Genomic DNA, 19,912 nt, shown 5'->3' with positions numbered 1-19,912 from the left:
GCGCCCCGCGTTTGGGGGTCGTCATGTCAGAGTTGATCAGAAACCAGCTTTACCGGCCAGCGGTCGTACTGCCGATGGTCGCGCTGATGCAGGTGATGGTGTCGCAGGACTTCAATCTCGGCCAGGTCGGCTGGGTGTTCGCGGCGCGCGGCGCGCAGGCCGCACTGCAACGTTCGCGCGAGTTGATTTGCGCGGTTCATTGCCACGCCTGAGATTTCCCGCGCAGCATACGCAGTAATCCCAACTGATTGGCGCCGCCTCGCGCGCGGCGCGTGGGAAGACGGGCCGTCGCCAAAGCGCCCGCACAACCAGACATGACATGGCAGCGCGTGGCACTAAGCGTAAGATGCTACGACCTGCACCCAGCCGGGGAGAGTTGCCATGCCACAGCACTTCGACGCAGTCGTGATCGGTACCGGACAAGGCGGTTCGCCGCTCGCCGTGCGCCTCGCTCAAAGCGGGCGCCGCACCGCGGTGATCGAACGCGCGGAGTTTGGCGGCACTTGCGTGAACGTCGGCTGCACGCCGACCAAATCCTATGTGGCGAGCGCCCGCGCGGCGCACGTGGCGCGCCATGCGGCGGAGCTCGGCGTGCAGGTGGGCTCGGTCGGCGTCGATCTGGCGGCCGTGAAGGCGCGCAAGGACCGGATCATCGGAGAGTCGCGCAGCGGCGTCGAAAAATGGCTGCGCGGCACGGAAAACATCACGGTGTTCAACGGCCACGCGCGCTTCACCGGCGCGCGCACGCTCGCTATCTGCGGGCGCGACGGGGAATTGCTGAACGAGCTCAGCGCGTTCGAAATCTTCATCAACACCGGCACGCGCGCCGTCGTGCCGCCGCTCGAAGGCATCCAGCGGATTCCGTACTACACGAACTCGACGCTGCTCGAACTGACCGCGTTGCCGGATCATCTGGTGATCGTCGGCGGCAGTTATATCGCGCTCGAATTCGCGCAGGTGTTTCGCCGCTTCGGGAGCCGCGTCAGTGTGCTGGTGCGCGGCGAGCGCGTGTTGAACCGCGAGGATGCCGATTTCGCGGAGTCGGTGCAGAAGGTGCTCGCGCGCGAGGGCGTCGAGTTTCATTTCGGCGTGCAGCCGACGCGCGTCGAGCCGCATGCGCATCACGCGAACGACGTGTGCATCGGCTTCGAGCAGAACATCCCGGCCATGGAGGCGTCGCACCTGCTGTTGGCCACCGGCCGCCGGCCGAATACCGACGACCTCGGCCTCGACGTCGCCGGCATCGAGACCGACCGGCACGGCACGATCATCGTCGACGGCCAGTTGCGCACCAGCGTGCCGGGCGTTTGGGCGATCGGCGACGTGAACGGTCGCGGCGCGTTCACGCACACGTCCTACGACGACTACCAGATCGTCGCGGCGAACCTGCTCGACGGCGGCGCGCGCAGCGTCGACACGCGGATCATGACGTATGCGGTGTTCGTCGACCCGCCGCTCGCGCGCGTCGGCATGTCGGAGCAGGAGGTGCGCAACAGCGGCCGCGAAGCGCTGATCGCGACGATGCCGATGTCGCGCGTGGGCCGTGCGCGCGAGCGTGGCGAGACCGACGGCTTCATGAAGGCGCTCGTCGATGCGAACAGCAAACAGATACTCGGCGCGGCAATTCACGGCATCGAGGGCGACGAGGCGATCCATACGTTCGTCGACATCATGACGGCAGGCGCGCCGTATCCGACTTTGCAATACGCCATGCACGTGCATCCGACCATCAGCGAACTGGTGCCGACGCTGCTCGATGGGCTCAAGCCGATGCAATGAACTGCCTTGACGCTGGCGCGACACGCTGATGACAGGCTCGCTCAAACCCGCACGTAACAGCGGCAATCTGTTCGACCTCGTCGCGCAGTTGGGGACGACGCCCGAGGAGCAGGTCGACGCGCTCGTCGAGCGGGGCGGCGTGACGATCGAGCGGATCGTCTCGACCGGGCAGGCGAGTCCGCCCGGCTTCTGGTACGACAGCCCGCGCGCCGAATGGGTCGTGCTGCTCACCGGCGCGGCGGTGCTCGAATTCGACGGCGACCCAGAGCCGCATCGGATGAAGCCCGGCGATCACGTGCTGATCGAGGCGCATTGCCGCCACCGCGTCGCATGGACGAGCGACACCGAGCCGAGCGTGTGGCTCGCCGTCCATTACCCGTGAGCCGCGGCGGATCGAGCCATCCGCGCGTCCGGCTCTCGCGCATCGACAAATCCTCACACCATCACCGATAATCGGCAGCGGCGCGGCCCGCGCGCAAGGCGAAGGCGGGCTGTGCGCCCCACCGCATTGATCTTCGGGACTCGCATGGGCAAGGGACGCGTCGAAGCCTTCAGCGATGGCGTAATCGCCATCATCATCACGATCATGGTGCTCGAGCTGAAGGTGCCCGATGGCCACGATCTCGCGGCGCTGCGCCCGGTCGTACCGGTGTTCTGCGCATACGTGCTGAGCTTCGTCTACGTCGGCATTTACTGGAACAATCACCATCACATGTTCCATGCGGTGCAGAAGGTCAACGGCAAGGTGTTGTGGGCGAACCTGCATCTGCTGTTCTGGCTATCCCTCTTGCCGGCCGTGACGCACTGGGTCGGCGAAAACCATCTGGCCGCGTGGCCGACCGCGATGTACGGCATCGTGCTGTTCATGGCGGCGATCGCGTATTTCATCCTGACGCGGACGCTGATTTCGCAGCATGGACACGACTCGACGCTGGCCAAAGCGCTCGGCAACGACTTCAAGGGCAAGGTCTCCGTCGTCATTTACCTGACCGGCATCGGGCTCGCGTTCGTCGTGCCGTGGGCGTCGGCCGTGCTGTACGCGCTCGCCGCCGCGTGGTGGTTCGTACCGGACCGTCGCATCGAACACGTGCTGGAGGCCTGAGCATGCTGCTCGCGCTGAAGCTCGTGCTGGTGCCGGCCTTTCTCGCCGCGCTGACGGCGGCCGCGCGCGTCTGGGGGCCGTCGGTCGCGGGATGGCTCGCGGGACTGCCGGTCGTCGCCGGACCGATCATGCTGCTGCTCGCAGTCGAGCGCGGGCCGGCGTTCGCGGCGCAGGCGTCGGCGGCGTCGGTTGCGGCGATCGCCGCATCCGAGGCATTCAATCTTGCTTACGGATGGAGCTGCCGACGCTTCGACTGGCCGCTCGCACTGGTCGCGGGCATGGCCGGCTGGCTCGGCGCGGGACTGCTGATTGTGCGGATGCCCGGCTCGCTTGGGTGGGCGCTGGCGGCGGCGTGCGTGGCCGTCGCGGTGTCGCAGAGCTGCTTGCCGCGCGCGACGGGCCATGTGCCGGCGGCGCGCGTCGGGCGCGCGGATCTGGCCGTGCGGATGCTCGCGGGCGCATTGCTGACGCTCGCGGTGACGGCTGCCTCGGCATCGATGGGCGCGGCGTGGAGTGGCGTGGTGTCGGTGTTCCCGCTGCTCGGCATCGTGCTCGCGGTGTCGGCGCAGCGTGCGCATGGCGCGGACTTCGTGGCGCTCTTGATGCGCGGCATGGTGGTCGGGCGCGGCTCGTTCGCGGCGTTCTTCGCGGTGACGGCGATGCTGCTGCCGCAGTACGGTGTGGCGACGGGGTTTGCGTGCGCGACGGTGGTGTCGGTCGTCGTGCAGGGGTTGACGCGGCGCATGCTGGCTGGGCAGCGCCGTGCCCAGGCGGCGGCGCGAGAGTTGGCGCAGCCGCAGACCGAGTGAGACTGCGCATGGCTTCACATCGCTCACCTTCGACCGCTACCCGCATCGGGCTCATCTCGGATACGCACAACCTCGTGCGTCCCGAAGCGTTGCGCTATCTCGACGGCTGCGACGCGATCATTCACGCGGGCGATATCTGCAACCCGGAGGTGCTCGACGCGCTCGCGCGGATCGCGCCGCTGACCGCGGTGCGCGGCAACAACGATACCGGTGACTGGGCCGCGTCTCTACCGACGCATGCGCGGCTGACGATCCAGCAGGTGACGATTCTGGTCGTGCACGACATCGCCGAGCTGGGCTGCGTGCCGCAGCACGATGGCATTCGCGTCGTGGTGAGCGGCCACTCGCACAAGCCGTCGATCGCCGAGCGCGACGGCGTGCTGTACGTCAATCCTGGCAGCGCGGGACCGCGGCGCTTCAAGCTGCCGGTGTGCGCGGGCACGCTGACCGTCGAAGGCGCGCAGGTTGGCGCGACGTTCGATTCGCTGCTGACGTAAAAAAGCGGGCCGGCGAATGTCGCCGGCCCGCTTCAGAAACTACGCCTGACGTGATGACTGCGCAGGTCAGGCACGCGCGGTCGCAGCCGCCGCGAACCGTTCATCCATCTCCTCGGCCTCGCGCTCACCGCGCAGCACCGCGTGCGCTTCAGCGCGCGTCGCGACGCACGGACCCGAGCCGAGCAGCGGCTTGCGCGCGGTTTCGCGCAGCGCGAGCACCGACACGATGCCGATCAGCGATGCGCCCATCAAGTAGTACGCGGGCATCATCAGATTGCCGGTCCGGTCGACGAGCCATGCGGTCACGAGCGGCGTCGTGCCGCCGAACAGCGACACCGAGATATTGAAGCCGATCGCGAGCGCGCCGTAGCGGATCCGGGTCGGGAACAGCGCCGGCAGCGCCGACGGCATCACCCCGGTGAAGCACGACAGCAGCACGCCGAGAATCATCAGACCGCCGAACACCGGCAGCACCGTGCCCATCCGAATCAGCAGCAGCGCGGGAATCGACAGCGCGAACAGACCGACGCAGCCGAGCAGCATCACGGGCTTGCGGCCGATCGCATCGGACAGACGGCCGGCGGCGAGCGTCATCGGCATCATCAGGATCATCACGAGCAGCACGAGGAATAGACCGTGCGTTTCGTTGAAGTGCAGCGTGGCGGACAGATAGCTCGGCAGATACGAGAGCGCCATATAGTCGGTCACGTTGAAAATCAGCACGAGGCCGACACACAGCAGCAGCGGCTTCCACTGCTGCACGAGCAGCTGGCGCAACGACTGGCTGGGCAGCGCGCGGTCCTCGGCTTCGCGCTCTTCGGCCTGTTTCTTGAACGCGGGCGTTTCCTCGAGCTTCATGCGGATGTAGAGACCCACCAGGCCGAGCGGTCCGGCGATCAGGAACGGTACGCGCCAGCCCCAGGACAGCAGCGCGTCATTCGACAGCGTCGCCGTCAGCAGCGCGACCGTGCCCGCGCCGAGCACGTAGCCGATCAGCGTGCCGAACTCGAGAAAGCTGCCCATGAAGCCGCGGTGCTTGTCGGTCGAGAATTCGGCGATGAAGGTCGCGGCGCCGCCGTATTCGCCGCCGGTCGAGAAGCCCTGCACGAGGCGCGCAAGCAGCAACAGCGCCGGCGCGAGAATGCCGATCGTCGCGTAGTTGGGGATCAGGCCGATCGCGAAGGTGCCCGCGGCCATCATGATCATCGTCATTGCCAGCACGCGCTGACGGCCGATGCGGTCACCGAGCGGCCCGAATACCATGCCGCCGATCGGCCGCACGAGAAACGCCGCGGCAAACGTGCCGAAGGTCGCAATGAGTTGCGCCGAAGGGCTCGACGAGGGGAAGAACACCTTGCCGAGCGTGACCGCGATGTAGCTGTACACGCCGAAATCGAACCATTCCATCGCGTTGCCGAGCGCCATGGCGCCGACGGCCCGTTTCAGGAGGGAGTGATCGACGACGGTGATGTCGTCGAGGGAAAGACGCTGTTCCGGTTTGTGATGTCGCCAGAAGCCGTTGCTGGAAGCGGTCAAGGTTGAAACTCCAATGACTGCGACGAAACTCGTGATGCGTTCCGCCACGGTTTTGCTGGGAAGTGTAATTTCGTGAGCAAGGCGAGACTATTCGCGGCACCGGTTATCCGGCGGCGCAACGGATGGCGAAAAGAAGCAAACGCCCGTGCCTCGCGGTAAGTTCGCGAAAAAACACTCGACTAGATTGTGCTGACTGTTGCACCTGCGTGGCCGTGGAAGGGGGGCAGATGCATGAGGGACGCGGGGCTGGCGGGAAACTGACCCATGCGCCACTGAAGGCTTGAAACGAAAAAGGCCGGTCTTGAATTTTCCGCTTTAGGCGGGGAAACGACCGACGAGCCTTCTTGTTTAAAAACAGTTCAATTCAGGATGGCGCGTGCGCGGAAAAACACACGATGAACCAACTTGAAAGAACACGAATGAAGGTGAATTGCGGCTGAAACGAGGGCACATGTTAGCACGATGCCAGAGGATCATGCAAATCGGCAGTGCGAGGCAGGGCCGCCAATGGGACTCGATCCGTTGCGGGACGGGAGATCTGGCGGGGTCGGAACGGCCCTGAAAAACGGACCGCTTAGAACATTGGCGAGCGCTTTTTGAGGCGAAGACGACGCGAGCGGCGGGCGCGATGCGCGGCCGATGTTGGTGCGAAAAAAATCCGCGCTTGCGGCGCGGACTTTCAGGCGTGTGTTTGCTCGGTTTGGGCGACGCGTTGTGTCGTGTCGTCCTCGACGAGGCAAGCTCAGGCCGACGGCGGCACGTAGCCCGACGCGGTATCCGCGCCTTCGCCGAAGAAGAACTTTTCGGTCTGCTTCATCAGATACTGCCGCGCGCGCGGATCGGCCATGTTCAGGCGGTTTTCGTTGATCAACATGGTCTGCTGCTTCAACCAGCTCTGCCAGGCTTCCTTCGAGATACTTTCGTAGATCCGCTTGCCGAGTTCGCCCGGCAGCGGCGGGAAATCGAGGCCTTCGGCTTCCTTGCCGAGCTTCGCGCATTGAACCATACGAGTCATGCTGTGCTTCTCCTGTAATCGATGTGGGGCGGGCAGACGCCGGTTCGGATCAGATGGGGGCGATCACGAAGTACTCAAAGCTGTTTCATCAGCACGAGCGATTTGCGCTGCCAGTTATAGAGTCGGCGGCGGTCTTCGGGCAAGTCGTCGACCGTAACCTTGACGAAGCCGCGCTTCAGGAACCAGTGTTCGGTGCGCGTGGTGAGCACGAAAATGCGCGTGAGGCCGCGTGCCCGCGCGCGCTGTTCGATGCGCTTGAGCAGGCGCTCGCCGTCGCCGGTGCCTTGAGCTTCGGGCGCGACGGTCAGGCACGCCATTTCGCCGATGCGCTCCTGCGGATACGGATACAGCGCCGCGCAGCCGAACAGCACGCCGTCGTGCTCGATTACCGAGAAATGGTCGATATCGCGTTCGATCTGGTGACGGCCGCGCCGTACCAGCGTGCCGTCTGTTTCGAGCGGCTCGATCAGGGCGAGAATGCCGCCGACGTCGTCCGGCGTTGCTTCGCGCAGGCTTTCGAGGTTCTCGTACGAAATCATCGTGCCGACGCCATCGTGCAGGAACAGTTCGAGCAGCAGGCTGCCGTCGAGCGCGTACGGGATGATGTGCGCACGCGGCACGCCGCCGCGGCAGCCGCGGATCGAATGCTTCAGGTAGAACGCGGCGTCGCCAGTCACTTCGCCGCTTTCGTGCAGCTTGTAGGCGTCGTCGAGCGACAGTTCGCGGATCAGCTCGGTGCCGCTTTCGCCGGTTTCCATCAGGCCCGGCGTTTCGGTCAGGAACACGATCTTGTCGGCGCGCAGCGCGATCGCCGCGGCCGAGGCCACGTCTTCCATCGACAGATTGAATGCCTCACCGGTGGGCGAGAAGCCGAGCGGCGACAGCAGCACGAGCTTGCGGCTCGCAAGCGAGTGTCGGATCGAATCCGCGTCGATCTTGCGCACGAGGCCCGTGTGCTGGAAGTCGACGCCGTCCAGAATGCCGACGGGGCGCGCCGTCACGAAGTTGCCCGATACGACGCTGATGTGCGCGTGCGCCATTGGCGTGTTCGGCAGACCCTGGCTGATCGCGGCTTCGATGTCGAGACGCACTTCGCCGGCCGCCTCCTTCGCGGACTCGAGCGCGCGCGCGTCGGTGATGCGCATGCCGTGTGAAAACTCCGATTCGACGCCGTGCAGGCTCATCTGCTCCTCGACCTGCGGGCGCGAGCCATGCACGAGCACGATCTGGATGCCCATTGCCTGCAGCAGCGCGATGTCGGACACGAGCGCATTCAGCAGCCCCTGATGCACCACTTCGCCGCCGAAACCCACGACGAATGTCTTGTTTCGGAACGCGTGGATATACGGGGCGACGGAACGCATCCAGTCGACGAATTGCGCGTGCTGGGCGAGGGTTTCCGGCGAGTCGGCGGGGGCCGGGACGCTCGCGGGCGCGGGGACGAGGTCGGTTTGGGAATTCATGCCGGGGATTATAATGCGCCCCCATGTCGAATGTACCCAAAAGTCCCGCTGGGGCGAACGAGAAACCGGCGTCGGCCGGCGAGCCGGCCAACCCCGGCGACACGATGCGCCGGCCAGCGCAGGATGCGAAACCCGATCAGGCGCGTGACGCGCGTCGGGGGGCGGGCGCGTCTGCGCGAAAGGTGCCGCCTGAAGGGAGCCGCAATACGCCTTCGGCCGCGCCTCGCGGTGAGCATGGCAAGCAGGCTCGCGACGAGGGAGGTGATGCGCGGCAAAGCGAGCAGCGCAATGAAATCCGCGACGCGCGCTCGGACACGCCTCGTGTTGAACAGCGTCGTGCGTCTCGCAACGAACAGGGAGATCGCGGGCCACGTAGCGAGCAACAACGCGGATCGACCCGAGGCGAGCAACGTCACGGATCGCGCGACAAACAATCGGGCGAGCCGCGCAAGGAACAACCTCGCGCGCCGCGCGAAGCGCGGCCGTCGCGGGTCGTCGAGCCGAATCCGATTCCACCGGTCACGTTTCCCGAAGCGCTTCCTGTCTCCGGTCGTCGCGACGAGATCGCGCGGGCGATCGCGGAGAATCAGGTCGTGATCGTGTCGGGCGAAACCGGCTCGGGCAAGACCACGCAGTTGCCGAAAATCTGCCTCGCGCTTGGCCGTGGTTTCGGTGCCGGCGGCAATGGTCTGATCGGCCATACGCAGCCGCGCCGGATCGCTGCGTCGGCGACCGGGCGCCGTATCGCCGAGGAACTCGGCACGCCGTTCGGCGAAGTGGTCGGCTATAAGGTGCGCTTCAACGACAACCTCGCGCCGGGCGCATCGGTCAAGCTGATGACCGACGGCATTCTGCTTGCGGAAACGCAGACCGATCCGCTGCTGAATGCCTACGACACGCTGATCATCGACGAAGCACACGAGCGCAGCCTCAACATCGATTTTCTGCTCGGCTACCTGAAGGAGATTCTTCCCAGGCGTCCCGACCTGAAGCTGATCGTCACCTCGGCGACGATCGACGCCGACCGTTTTGCGCGTCATTTCGGCAGCGACGACAAACCCGCGCCGGTGATCGAAGTGAGCGGCCGGATGTATCCGGTCGAGGTACGTTACCGTCCGGTCGTCGAGGACAGCCCGGCGGTCAAGGCGGCGCAAGGGACCTCGGGTGCAACCTCGTCTGGCCGCGAGCGCCCGAAGACGCAGCGCGAGACTGATCGTGATCTGATGGAGGCGATCGTCGACGCTGTCGACGAACTGTGCCGCGAAGGCCCCGGCGACGTACTGGTGTTCCTGCCCGGCGAGCGCGAGATTCGCGACGCCGCCGAGGCGCTGCGCAAACATCATCCGCCCCACACGGAGATCCTGCCGCTGTTCGCGCGGCTCTCGGCCGCCGAGCAGGAGCGCGTGTTCCGCGCGTCGAACGCGCGCCGCATCGTGCTCGCGACCAACGTCGCCGAAACTTCGCTGACGGTACCCGGCATCCGCTACGTGGTCGACACCGGCCTTGCGCGCGTGAAGCGCTACTCGTATCGCAACAAGGTCGAGCAGTTGCAGGTCGAGTCGATTTCGCAGGCCGCCGCGAACCAGCGCGCAGGGCGTTGCGGCCGGGTCGCCGATGGCATCTGCATTCGTCTGTATGAGGACAGCGACTTCCAGGGCCGCGCGCGCTTCACCGATCCGGAAATTCTGCGCTCGTCGCTTGCTTCGGTGATTCTGCGCATGAAGTCGCTGCATCTGACGGCGATCGAAACCTTCCCGTTTATCGAACCGCCGCCGGGCCGTGCGATTTCCGATGGCTACCAGTTGCTCAACGAGCTCGGCGCCGTCGACGACGACACCCACCTGACGCCGCTCGGCCGCGAACTCGCGCGACTGCCGCTCGATCCGCGCGTTGGCCGCATGATCCTCGCCGCGCGCGACCAGCAGGCGCTGAAGGAAGTGCTGATCATCGCGAGTGCGCTGTCCGTGCAGGACCCGCGCGATCGCCCGATCGAAGCGCAGGAGCAGGCGGACCAGGCGCATCGCCGGTTCGCCGACGAGCGCTCCGAATTCCTGCAGTGGCTGAAGATCTGGAACTGGTTCGACGAAGCGATCGCGCACAAGAAATCGAACCGGCAGCTGCAGGACGAGTGCCGCAAGAACTTCCTGTCGCAACTGCGGCTGCGCGAATGGCGCGACGTCCACTCGCAGCTGCTGACGGTGGTGCGCGAGCACGGCTGGCTGCTGAACGAAGCGGAGGCAACATTCGAGCAGATCCATCTGGCGCTGCTGACCGGTCTGCTCGGCAACATCGGCCTGAAAGCCGACGACGAGCCGTACTACCTCGGCGCGCGCGGCATCAAGTTCTACTTGTGGCCCGGCTCGGCGCTCGTGAAAAAAGCAGGCAAGTGGGTGATGGCCGCCGAGCTCGTTGAAACGAGCCGTCTGTACGCGCGCTGTATCGCGAAAATCGAGCCGGAGTGGGTCGAGAAGGTCGGCGCGCATCTGCTCAAGAAGTCGTTGTCCGAGCCGCATTGGGAAAAGCGCGCGGCGCAGGTGTCCGCGTTCGAGCGCGCGATGCTGTACGGCCTGCCGATCTATCACCGGCGGCGCGTCGCATTCGGCAAGCAGGACCCGGCGCGGGCGCGCGAGCTGTTCATTCGCGGTGCGCTCGTCGAAGGCGAGTTCGACACGAAGCTTGCGTTCTTCGCGCACAACCGCAAGTTGCTCGCCGACATCGAGCAGCTCGAGCACAAGTCGCGCCGCCAGGACGTGCTGGTCGACGACGAGTTGATCTACGCGTTCTACGATCAGGCGCTGCCGGACGGCATCCATACCGGCGCCGCGTTCGAGCGCTGGTATCGCGACGAGGTCGAAAAGAGCGGCCAGGCGGAGGACAAGCTGCGGCTGTTGTATTTGTCCCGAGACGATCTGATGCGGCACGAGGCGGCGGGTGTCACGACGGATCTGTTCCCTAAGCGGCTGACGATGGCGGGCATCGAGATGGCGCTGACCTACCACTTCGAGCCGGGCACGCCGCGCGACGGCGTGACGCTCGCAGTGCCGCTGTACGCGCTGAACCAGGTCGACGCGCGCCGCTGTGAGTGGCTCGTGCCCGGGATGCTGAAAGAAAAGGCGCAGTTGCTGCTGAAGTCGCTGCCGCAAAAGCTGCGTCGGCATTGCGTGCCGCTCCCCGAGTACGCGGCGGGCTTCGCCGAACGGCACGGCGCACAGCGCTTCGGAGGAGGAGGCTTGCTCGAGGCGCTGATCGCCGACCTGCGCGAGCAGACCCAGGTCACGATGAAGCAGTCCGACTTCAAGCTCGAGACGCTGCCCGCGCATCTGTTCATGAACTTCAAGGTCATCGACGAACATGGCCGGCAGCTCGCGATGGGGCGCAATTTGTCGCAACTGCGCGCCGAGCTCGGCGCTCAGGCGCAGCAGCATTTCCAGAAGCTCGTTTCGGGCGCGGCGGGCGCCGCCTTGGCCGACGCGGGCGGCGGCGGTGTTGCGGCACCTGCACGCTCTCCAGATTTGGCTCAGAGTGGCGCGTCGCGCGGCAAGGGCGCGGCCGCGCCGCAACCCGCGACACCCGAAGGCGCACCAGCCACCGCGCTCTATGAAAACCTGACCACGTGGAATTTCGGCAAGTTGCCCGAGTTGCTCGAAATTCGCCGTGGTGGTCAGACGCTGTTTGGCTACCCGGCGCTCGTGGACCGTGGCACCCATTGCGACGTCGAGGTGTTCGATTCGCCGGAAGAAGCCGCGCGGATTCATCGGGCGGGCTTGCGTCGGCTCTTCGCGCTGCAGTTGAAGGAGCCGATCAAGTATCTGGAGAAGAATCTGCCCGGCCTGCGCGAAATGGCCATGCAGTTCATGCCGCGCGGCACGCAGGAGGAACTGCGCGATCAGCTGATCGACACCGCACTCGACCGCGCGTGTCTGCAGGATCCGCTGCCCGACGACGATGCGAGCTTCCATGTCCGCCGCGACGAAGGGCGTAGCCGCCTCACGTTGCTCGCGCAGGAAATTTCGCGGCTGGTCGGTCAGATTCTTGGCGAATACGCGAGCCTGACGAAGAAGCTCCTGCAGGCGAAGCCATTCGTGGCCGCGTACACCGATCTGCAGAATCAGCTCGATGCGCTGATCGGCAAGCGTTTTGTCGTCGATACGCCGTATGCCCAACTCGCACATTTCCCGCGTTATCTGAAGGGGATGGCGCTGCGTATCGACAAGCTGCGCGCAGACGCCATACGCGACGCGCGCCAGTTCGCCGAATTCCAGCCGCTGCTGCAGCACTATCAGCGCGCGGTGTCGCAGCGCGGCGGCGTCGTGGATCCGCGGCTTGCGGAATTCCGCTGGCTCCTCGAAGAATTGCGCATCTCGCTGTTTGCGCAGGAGTTGCGCACCCCGATGCCGGTTTCGGTGAAGCGCCTGCACAAGGTGTGGGAGTCGATGCAGCGCTAAAGCCAGGGCGCTCGCTCGCGGACGCTGGACACTGGGTGTGCACCGCGGCCGATGAGCGGGCCCGCGCACCGGTGCGCGCGGGGTACACCGAGCGTCCTCTGAGCGCCGTCGCGGCCGGACTCGGTCCGATACGTTCACTCGAGCTGATTTCACCAATGCATCCCCGCGCCGATCGATGCGCCGAACTGTCGGCGAGAGTCGGTGCTGCCTTGGACCTTGTAGATCCATTTGCCGGTGTCCGACAACTGCGACACGCTGATTGCGAGCGCAGATTGACCGCCGTACGTGCCACCCGCCATGGCGACCATGCCGTGTCCCGGCAGCACCGCTTGCGGCAAAGCTGCCATCGCGAGCGCCGATGCCGTGCCCCCGTAGCTGTCCCGACGGGCGGAGCGGATCTGGTCGTCGGTATAGCGATTCGACGCGCTGATCGCGCCGCTCACGCTTTGCTGCAACTGATTGACGTTGACCGCGTCGGTGCCTCGCACGCCGGCCGCGACGTTGGCGATCTGGCGTTCCTGGCCCGCCGCGCCAACCGATACCGTGTTCGCTCGGTCGGCGACGGAGCCCTGGCCTAACGCCACCGAGTTGTCGGCGCTCGCGCTGGCTGCGGCACCGACCGCCGTCGCGTTGTTGCCGCTGGCGATGGCGTTCGCTCCGATGCTTGCCGCGTTGGCGCCGCTTGCTTGTGCATTCGCTCCGACGGCAATCGCGTTCGTGCCGGCCGCCTCTGCGTTCGCACCCTCGGCGACCGTGTTGACGCCGCTCGCCCGCGCGTTCGCCCCGGCCGCAATCGCGTGCGCGCCGGACGCCTGCGCGCTCTCAGTCGCGCTATCGCCTGCCGCGCTGAACAACGCGTCGGCCGGGCCGATCGTCGCGTTATTGATCGCGCCTTCAAGCGCCGCGTTCAGCTGACCGAGGTTGACCGCGTCGGACGCCTGTACGCCGTCCGCGACGTTGTGGATGACGGTGCCCTCCGTGGTATCGCCGCCGAGCGTAACGCTGTTCCGGTTGATGCTGCCGTCGGCGTTCGTGTCGTACATGACCGCGCCGTCGAGCTTCGCTGCGGTCGCGCTGCTCTGGTCGCTCACCGCTTTCAGCTGGGCGACGTTGACCGCATCGGTGTCGGCGGTGCCAGCCGCGACGTTGGTGATCTGGCGTTCGTTGCCCGTTGAACCGACCGACACGGTACCCGCGCGATCGGCGATCGAGCCCTGGCCGAGCGCGACGGAGTTTGCAACTAGCGCGCTCGAGTTAGATCCGAGCGAAAGTGCGTTGTCGGCGGCTGCGCTGGCACCGGAGCCGAGCGCGAGGGCGCCGGCGCCGTTCGCCGTGGCGTTGGAGCCGAGCGCCGTCGCACCGGAGCCGTAGGCCGACGCTGAGGCGCCCAGCGAGGTCGCGTCGGCCGTGCCGGCGACGGCGCCCGCGCCGATCGCGGTCGAGTCGGTTGCGCTGGCGCTGGCGCTGGTGCCGAATGCGGTTGCGTTGCTGCCCATAGCGCTGGCGTTGCTGCCCGCGGCAAGCGCGTGCGTGCCGTCTGCGAGCGCCTCGTTGGAGCCGTCGACCGGGTCAGCAGCGCTGAAGTAATGCAGCGCGCTGCTTTGAGCGAGTACATCGACCTTGTTGTCGACCGCGCTCAACTGGCTCACGTTGACCGCGTCGGCGGGCGCGGCGCCCGCGGCGACGTTGGTCAGGCGACGCTCGTTGTTCGCCGAGCCGAGCGAGACTTCGCCCGTCGCGCTGGAGGCCGCGATCGGGGTGGCGCCCGTTCCCACGGGCACAAACGCGCTTTGCGACAGGTCCGTCGTGGTGCTGGCGTTGGCGCCTAGCGCGACGCTATTGTCGGCGCTCGCGTTTGCGTTGCTGCCGAGCGCGATCGCGCCGGCTCCCGCGGCCGTTGCGCCGAAGCCGATTGCGCTGGCGTAGGCGCCGCGTGCCTGCGCGGCAACGCCGAGGGCGATGGCGCCGACGCCGCTGACGACGGCATTACTGCCAAGCGCGACGCTCGAGTCCGCGAGCGCCGAGGCCCATGCTCCGGCGGCGAGCGAGTTGGCGCCTCCGGCCTGCGCGACATAGCCGAGCGCGGTCGATCCGACGCTGGTTGCCGTGGATAGGGAGCCAAACGCGGAGGCGGCCGAGTCCGCCGCTATTGAACCGGAGCCCGCTGCGACCGAGTCGACGCCAAGCGCCGACGCGTTCAGACCGAGCGCGGTCGCGCGTTCCGCTTGCGCATTCGCATAAGGCCCGAAGGCGCTCGCGCCTTCGCCTTGTGCGGAAGAGGAGAGGCCCATGGCGACGGCGCTATCGCCGTGCGCCGTGGCGTTCGCCCCTAACGCGATCGTGCCGTCGTTTTGCGCGTTCGCCTGCGAGCCGACCGCCAGCGATGAGTCGCCGCTTGCGGTGGCCTGTGCGCCTATCGCGACCGCGATGTCGCCGGGCGCGCTGGCCGTGCCTACCTCGACGGAATCGACGCCGGCGCCTGTCGCTTCCGTGACGTAAAGGGCCGCCGCCGCTATTGCAACACCCGCGGTACTTCGAACCGCCCGTGCGATGCTTTTCTGGCGCGCGGAAGCACGGTGTGTTTGCAGGCAGGCAGTTCGCGGCGCTGCGACTTTTATTTGAGACGTGGTATGGCGAATTATCGAAATATTCTTGTTCATCAATTAAAAATCCTCCGCATTATTGTAGTTAGTGGCACGTAGTTAGTGGCACGCAGCGCGTATTCCGACTTTGACGTGAAGTTATTGCCTGGTGGGTTTGAAAATATTGAAAATACAAAAACGCCGGTCATTGGTAAGGCTTGCGTTATTTGGCCGAGCGCGCGTCAGCCCGGCGATGTACGCTCGGGATTCATGGGGGAGGCGCTACCGGGGCGGCGCGTATGGAGAATTCTCCGATGTCCGCGTGCAATTCAGATATCAGCAAACTCCGAAATTCAATCGGGCTAAAAAATATATTAATACGGCTAGGTTTTTATTGATAAGGAAAGAGGAGTATTCTTATTGTTCCCGCTAATCATTTGCGCGATTTTAACGTGTGGCTGATGCATGATTGACCCTGACAGGGAGAGCACATTGATTCCTCACTCGAAAACCCGCGGCGCGAGCATCAAACCGGACGTGGCAGACGAAACCTCCCGCACGCGGCCGCGCTTCATCGCACCCGTCATTTTTCGGTCGTCGCCAGTGACTTACGTCAACCGCCCGGACCGGCAAACGTTCTACAATGACCGTTGTTCTCCGAAGCGAGTTTTCATGCGTCAATTTTTTCTTCCCGGCTTGAGTGCCACGTTCGCCGCGACCGCGGTGCTGGTCGCCGCCGCAGGCTTTTTTTCTCCAGCGGCGCACGCCAATAACGTGATCGTGCTCAATTCCGGCGAGGCCACGCTGAGCCTGATCGACGAGAACAGCCATCAGGTCATCGGCACCGTGCCCACGGGCAAGGAACCGCATCACCTGATGGCCACGCCGGACAATTCCTCGCTGATCGTCGCCAATTCGGTGTCGAACAGCCTGATGTTCGTCGATCCGAAAACGGGGCAGTTACAGCGCTGGGTCGAGAACATCGAAGATCCCTATCAGATCGGTTTTTCGCCTGATCGCAAGTGGCTCGTCACTACGGGACTGCGGCTCGATCGACTCGACATCTATCACTACGACAACCAGAAAAACCAGATGACGCTGGCTTCACGGCTGCCGCTCGCGGTGATGCCGAGCCACATGGCGTTCTCGAATGACAGCAAGACGGTGTTCGTCTCGCTGCAGATCTCGGGCGAGCTCGCCGCCATCGACCTGCCCACGCAAACCGTCAAATGGAAGATGAAGGTCGGCAAGGTGCCCGCGGGTCTGTGGATGACGCCGGGGGAAAAGTACCTGCTCGTCGGCATGACCGGCGAGGACTGCGTCGCCGTGGTGGACTGGCGCAACCAGAAGGTCGTCAAGACAATTCACACGGGCAAGGGCGCTCACAATTTCCGCTCGCTCGCCGACGGCAAGCATGTCGCGGTGTCGAACCGCGTCGCTAGCACGATCAGCATCATCGACGAAGACACGCTCACCAACGTCGGCGACATCACCGGCCTGATGCCGGGACCGGACGATATGGAACTTTCCGCCGACAAACGCTATCTGTGGGTGACCTTCCGCTTCGCGAAGCATGTTGGCATCATCGATCTCAACACGCGCAAGCTGATCCAGACCATTGCGGTGGGCCGCTCGCCGCACGGCATCTATTTCTTCGACCGCGCGCCGGTGACGGCGCCGAACGGCGCTTGAGGGGCCTGAGGGCGCCCGACAGTGCCTGAGGGCAACAGGGCAGAGCCAGGACGCCACGAGCCACCAAGGATGAAGTAACAGGCCAGCATCATGTTCCATCTGATTTTCTCCTCACTCGACAGCTTCGTTTCAGCCGCGCAGACGTGGCTGTACGTCGACGTGGTGCAGCCGCTGCTGTTCCGGTTCGATCTGATGGACTACGACGAGGACACCTACGACAGCCTGTACTGGGTCATCGTCGGTGTGCTCGAGGTGCTCGCGATGTACGCGATCCTGCGTCCGCTCGAGGCGCTGCGCCCGGTCGAGCAATGGGAGAACCGCAAGGCCGTGCGCGTCGACGTGCTGTACACGTGGATCGCCAAGCTCGGCATTCTGAACCTGTTCTTTTTCTTCGCGCTGCAACCGTTCTTCGACAACGTGCAAGGCTGGCTGCGGCTGCACGGCATCGCGAACCTGAACTTCGACAACCTGTGGCCCGGCGTGACCACGCAGCCGCTCGTCACGTTCGTCATGTATCTGCTCGTACTCGATTTCGCCGGCTACTGGTATCACCGCTGGCAGCACCGCGTCGGCGTGTGGTGGGAGCTGCATGCGGTACACCATAGTCAGCGGCAGATGTCGCTGTGGTCCGACGATCGCAACCATCTGCTCGACGATCTGCTGCAGGCGTCGTTCTTCGCGATGATCGCGCTCGCGATCGGTGTGCCGCCGTCGCAGTTCGTCGTGCTGGTTGCGATCACGAATCTCGCGCAAAGCGTGCAGCACGCGAACATCCGCCTGTATTACGGCTGGCTCGGCGAGCGGCTGCTCGTCAGCCCGGCGTTCCACCGCCGTCACCACGCGATCGGGTACGGTCATGAAGGGCTCAATTACGGTTGCAATTTCGGCGTGCTGTTCCCGTGGTGGGACATGTTGTTCCGCAGCGTGTCGTGGAGCCGCGATATGGAGCCGACCGGTATCAGCGATCAGCTCGAAGGCCGCCGCTATGGCGATGGATTCTGGGCGCAGCACTGGTTCGCCTTCGTGCGCATCGCGCATCGCCTCGTATCGAAGCGCCGCGCACCCGGCAACGACACCGCTGCCGTTTGAGTCGGTTCAGAGTCCGTTCTGAGTCCATTGCGGATCCATTCGAGCGCGCACTCCGCCGCGCTGCTCGCTTCCGCCGGCGGCGCGTTCCTTGGTTTATGCTGTGCACGTTCGAGCGCACCCTCCAGTGCCCCAGCATGCCTGGCCCGGGCGCGGCGCGATTCTCCCGTCCATCGATCGTTTCGTTCGCAGGCACTGGCTCGCATGAATGATCTGTTGCGCTCGTTTGGGCGCGCACTCGCAAGCGCGTTGCATCCGCGCATGCTCTGGCTGACCTTCAAACCGTTTATCGTCGCGACGGTCGGCTGGGGCGTACTCCTGTGGTTCTTCTGGCAGACGCTGACCGGCGCGACCCGCACCTGGCTCGACGACTGGTCTTTCACCGCCACGCTTTATCATCTGTTCGACGTGCTCGGTTTTTCGACGCTGCACGCGGTCATCGCGCCGTTCATCGTGATTGCGATGGCGATCCCGCTGATCGTCGTCACGGTGCTGCTGCTGATCGCCATGCTGTCGATGCCGGCCGTGATCCGCTTTCTCGCGGCCCGCCAGTTCGCCGGGCTGGAGATGCGCCACGGCGGAACGTGGTACGGTAGCCTCGGTCAGGCGCTCTGGACCACGCTGCTGTGTCTGGCGCTGCTGATCGTCACGTTGCCGCTGTGGCTCGTGCCGCCGTTCTTCGCGTTGATTCCGCCGCTGCTGTGGGGATGGCTCACGTATCGCGTGATGACCTACGACGCGCTCTCGTTGCATGCGACGCGCGACGAGCGGCGCGAACTGGTGCGGCGCCACCGGCTGCCGTTGCTGCTGATCGGTATCGTGAGCGGCCTGCTAGGTTCGCTGCCGACGCTGTTGTGGGCGTCGTCGGTATGGCTGATTGTGCTGTTCCCGGTGATCACGACGGTGACGATCTGGATTTACGCGTTCATCCTCGTGTTCTCGGCGCTATGGTTCGGCAACTACTGCCTGCGCGCGCTGCAGCGCATGCGGGCGGAAGCGCCTGGTGGCGCGCGCGAGGTCGCGCCGGTTCCCTATTGATCAAACGAAAGAGGCGGCAATGGCATTTGGCGTCATCATCATCGGCGATGAAATCCTCTCGGGCAGACGCGTCGACAAGCATCTGCCGAAGGTCATCGAGTTGCTCCGCGGGCGCGGGCTGTCGCTCGGCTGGGCGGAGTACATCGGCGACGATCCGGAGCGCATCACGGCGACGCTGCGGCGCACTTTCGCGTCGGGCGACATCGTGTTCTCGACGGGCGGTATCGGCGCGACACCGGACGACCACACGCGCCAGTGCGCGGCGGCCGCGCTCGGCGTGCCGCTCGAGCTGCATCCGGAAGCCGCGAAGCTGATTCAGGAGCGTATCCGCGACATGTATCCGGCGAACTCGCCGGCGCCGCTCGATCTGAACTCGCCCGAGAACCGGCATCGCCTGAATATGGGCACGTACCCGCAGGGCGCCGACATCATTCCGAACGGCTACAACAAGATTCCGGGCTTTTCGATCCGCCAACACCATTTCGTGCCGGGTTTCCCGGTGATGGCCTGGCCGATGATCGAGTGGGTGCTCGACACGCGGTACGCGCATCTGCATCACACGACGCCGCACGCTGAAAAATCGCTGCTGGTGTTCGAGTTGCCGGAGTCGCGCGTGACGCCGCTGATGGAGAAAATCGAGCGCGATTTTCCGGGCGTGCGGGTGTTCAGCCTGCCGAGCGTCGGGGATGCGGAGCGCGGCGGCGTGTATGCGCGGCATCACATCGATCTGGGTGTGAAGGGTGAACCGGAAGCCGTCGCCGCGGCGTTCGTGAAGCTGCGAGAGGGGGTGCATCTGCTCGGTGGCGATATCGTCGAGCCTGAAGCGGCGGCAGCGGCTTCGGCAGCGGCCACGGGTAAGCCGTGAAGC

General features: G+C 65.2%; 15 protein-coding genes. 11 read left to right on the top strand and 4 right to left on the bottom strand.

All coding sequences use genetic code 11. The annotated features are described in order from the left end of the window. Window positions 1-23: 23 nt before the first annotated feature. The 6 genes from OKW37_RS16960 (at window position 24) to OKW37_RS16935 (ending at window position 4,187) form a co-directional block, all read left to right on the top strand. Window positions 24-212, top strand: coding sequence for a hypothetical protein (locus tag OKW37_RS16960; protein ID WP_062129896.1), 189 nt, complete (start codon window positions 24-26; stop codon window positions 210-212). Between the two features lie 169 nt (window positions 213-381). Next, a complete protein-coding gene (locus tag OKW37_RS16955) occupies window positions 382-1,779 on the top strand; it encodes an FAD-containing oxidoreductase (protein WP_429405142.1) in 1,398 nt (465 codons plus the stop codon). A gap of 28 nt (window positions 1,780-1,807) precedes the next feature. Then, entirely contained in the window at window positions 1,808-2,161 is a 354-nt protein-coding gene (locus tag OKW37_RS16950; protein WP_429405144.1) for a cupin domain-containing protein, read from the top strand. Window positions 2,162-2,305: 144 nt separating this feature from the next. After that, window positions 2,306-2,881, top strand: coding sequence for a TMEM175 family protein (locus OKW37_RS16945; protein WP_090800882.1), 576 nt, complete (start codon window positions 2,306-2,308; stop codon window positions 2,879-2,881). 2 nt (window positions 2,882-2,883) lie between these two features. Further along, window positions 2,884-3,690: a hypothetical protein gene (locus OKW37_RS16940; RefSeq protein WP_429405145.1), complete on the top strand. Its 807-nt coding sequence runs from the start codon at window positions 2,884-2,886 to the stop codon at window positions 3,688-3,690. An 8-nt stretch (window positions 3,691-3,698) separates the two neighbouring features. Further along, window positions 3,699-4,187 (top strand): metallophosphoesterase family protein, encoded by a 489-nt coding sequence (locus OKW37_RS16935; RefSeq protein ID WP_429405147.1) that lies wholly within the window; start codon window positions 3,699-3,701, stop codon window positions 4,185-4,187. Window positions 4,188-4,253: 66 nt separating this feature from the next. On the opposite strand, the gene proP is transcribed toward OKW37_RS16935, so the two are convergent. From proP to argA, 3 genes are all read right to left on the bottom strand, one after another. Continuing rightward, on the bottom strand, window positions 4,254-5,723 hold the full coding sequence (gene proP / locus OKW37_RS16930; RefSeq protein ID WP_429405149.1) for a glycine betaine/L-proline transporter ProP: 1,470 nt from the start codon (window positions 5,721-5,723) through the stop codon (window positions 4,254-4,256). A 742-nt stretch (window positions 5,724-6,465) separates the two neighbouring features. Beyond that, on the bottom strand, window positions 6,466-6,738 hold the full coding sequence (locus OKW37_RS16925; protein WP_026225286.1) for an oxidative damage protection protein: 273 nt from the start codon (window positions 6,736-6,738) through the stop codon (window positions 6,466-6,468). Window positions 6,739-6,812: 74 nt separating this feature from the next. After that, a complete protein-coding gene (gene argA / locus OKW37_RS16920) occupies window positions 6,813-8,201 on the bottom strand; it encodes an amino-acid N-acetyltransferase (RefSeq protein ID WP_090800877.1) in 1,389 nt (462 codons plus the stop codon). 23 nt (window positions 8,202-8,224) lie between these two features. Between argA and hrpA the strand changes: the two genes are divergently transcribed. Then, on the top strand, window positions 8,225-12,646 hold the full coding sequence (hrpA, locus tag OKW37_RS16915) for an ATP-dependent RNA helicase HrpA (RefSeq protein ID WP_429405151.1): 4,422 nt from the start codon (window positions 8,225-8,227) through the stop codon (window positions 12,644-12,646). 149 nt (window positions 12,647-12,795) lie between these two features. Here the strand turns inward: hrpA and OKW37_RS16910 are convergent, their stop codons facing one another. Then, window positions 12,796-15,306: a YadA family autotransporter adhesin gene (locus OKW37_RS16910; protein WP_429405153.1), complete on the bottom strand. Its 2,511-nt coding sequence runs from the start codon at window positions 15,304-15,306 to the stop codon at window positions 12,796-12,798. 594 nt (window positions 15,307-15,900) lie between these two features. Between OKW37_RS16910 and OKW37_RS16905 the strand changes: the two genes are divergently transcribed. From OKW37_RS16905 to OKW37_RS16890, 4 genes are all read left to right on the top strand, one after another. Continuing rightward, a complete protein-coding gene (locus tag OKW37_RS16905) occupies window positions 15,901-16,920 on the top strand; it encodes a beta-propeller fold lactonase family protein (RefSeq protein ID WP_184063866.1) in 1,020 nt (339 codons plus the stop codon). 90 nt (window positions 16,921-17,010) lie between these two features. Further along, on the top strand, window positions 17,011-18,009 hold the full coding sequence (locus OKW37_RS16900; protein ID WP_429405155.1) for a sterol desaturase family protein: 999 nt from the start codon (window positions 17,011-17,013) through the stop codon (window positions 18,007-18,009). A 201-nt stretch (window positions 18,010-18,210) separates the two neighbouring features. Beyond that, window positions 18,211-19,044 (top strand): EI24 domain-containing protein, encoded by an 834-nt coding sequence (locus tag OKW37_RS16895; protein ID WP_184048089.1) that lies wholly within the window; start codon window positions 18,211-18,213, stop codon window positions 19,042-19,044. Between the two features lie 19 nt (window positions 19,045-19,063). Next, on the top strand, window positions 19,064-19,909 hold the full coding sequence (locus OKW37_RS16890; protein ID WP_184063872.1) for a competence/damage-inducible protein A: 846 nt from the start codon (window positions 19,064-19,066) through the stop codon (window positions 19,907-19,909). The last annotated feature ends 3 nt before the right edge of the window (window positions 19,910-19,912 follow it).

It is taken from the genome of Paraburkholderia sp. MM5482-R2, from assembly GCF_050436125.1.
Lineage (GTDB): Bacteria > Pseudomonadota > Gammaproteobacteria > Burkholderiales > Burkholderiaceae > Paraburkholderia > Paraburkholderia tuberum.
This window is presented reverse-complemented; position numbering and strand designations above follow the sequence as displayed.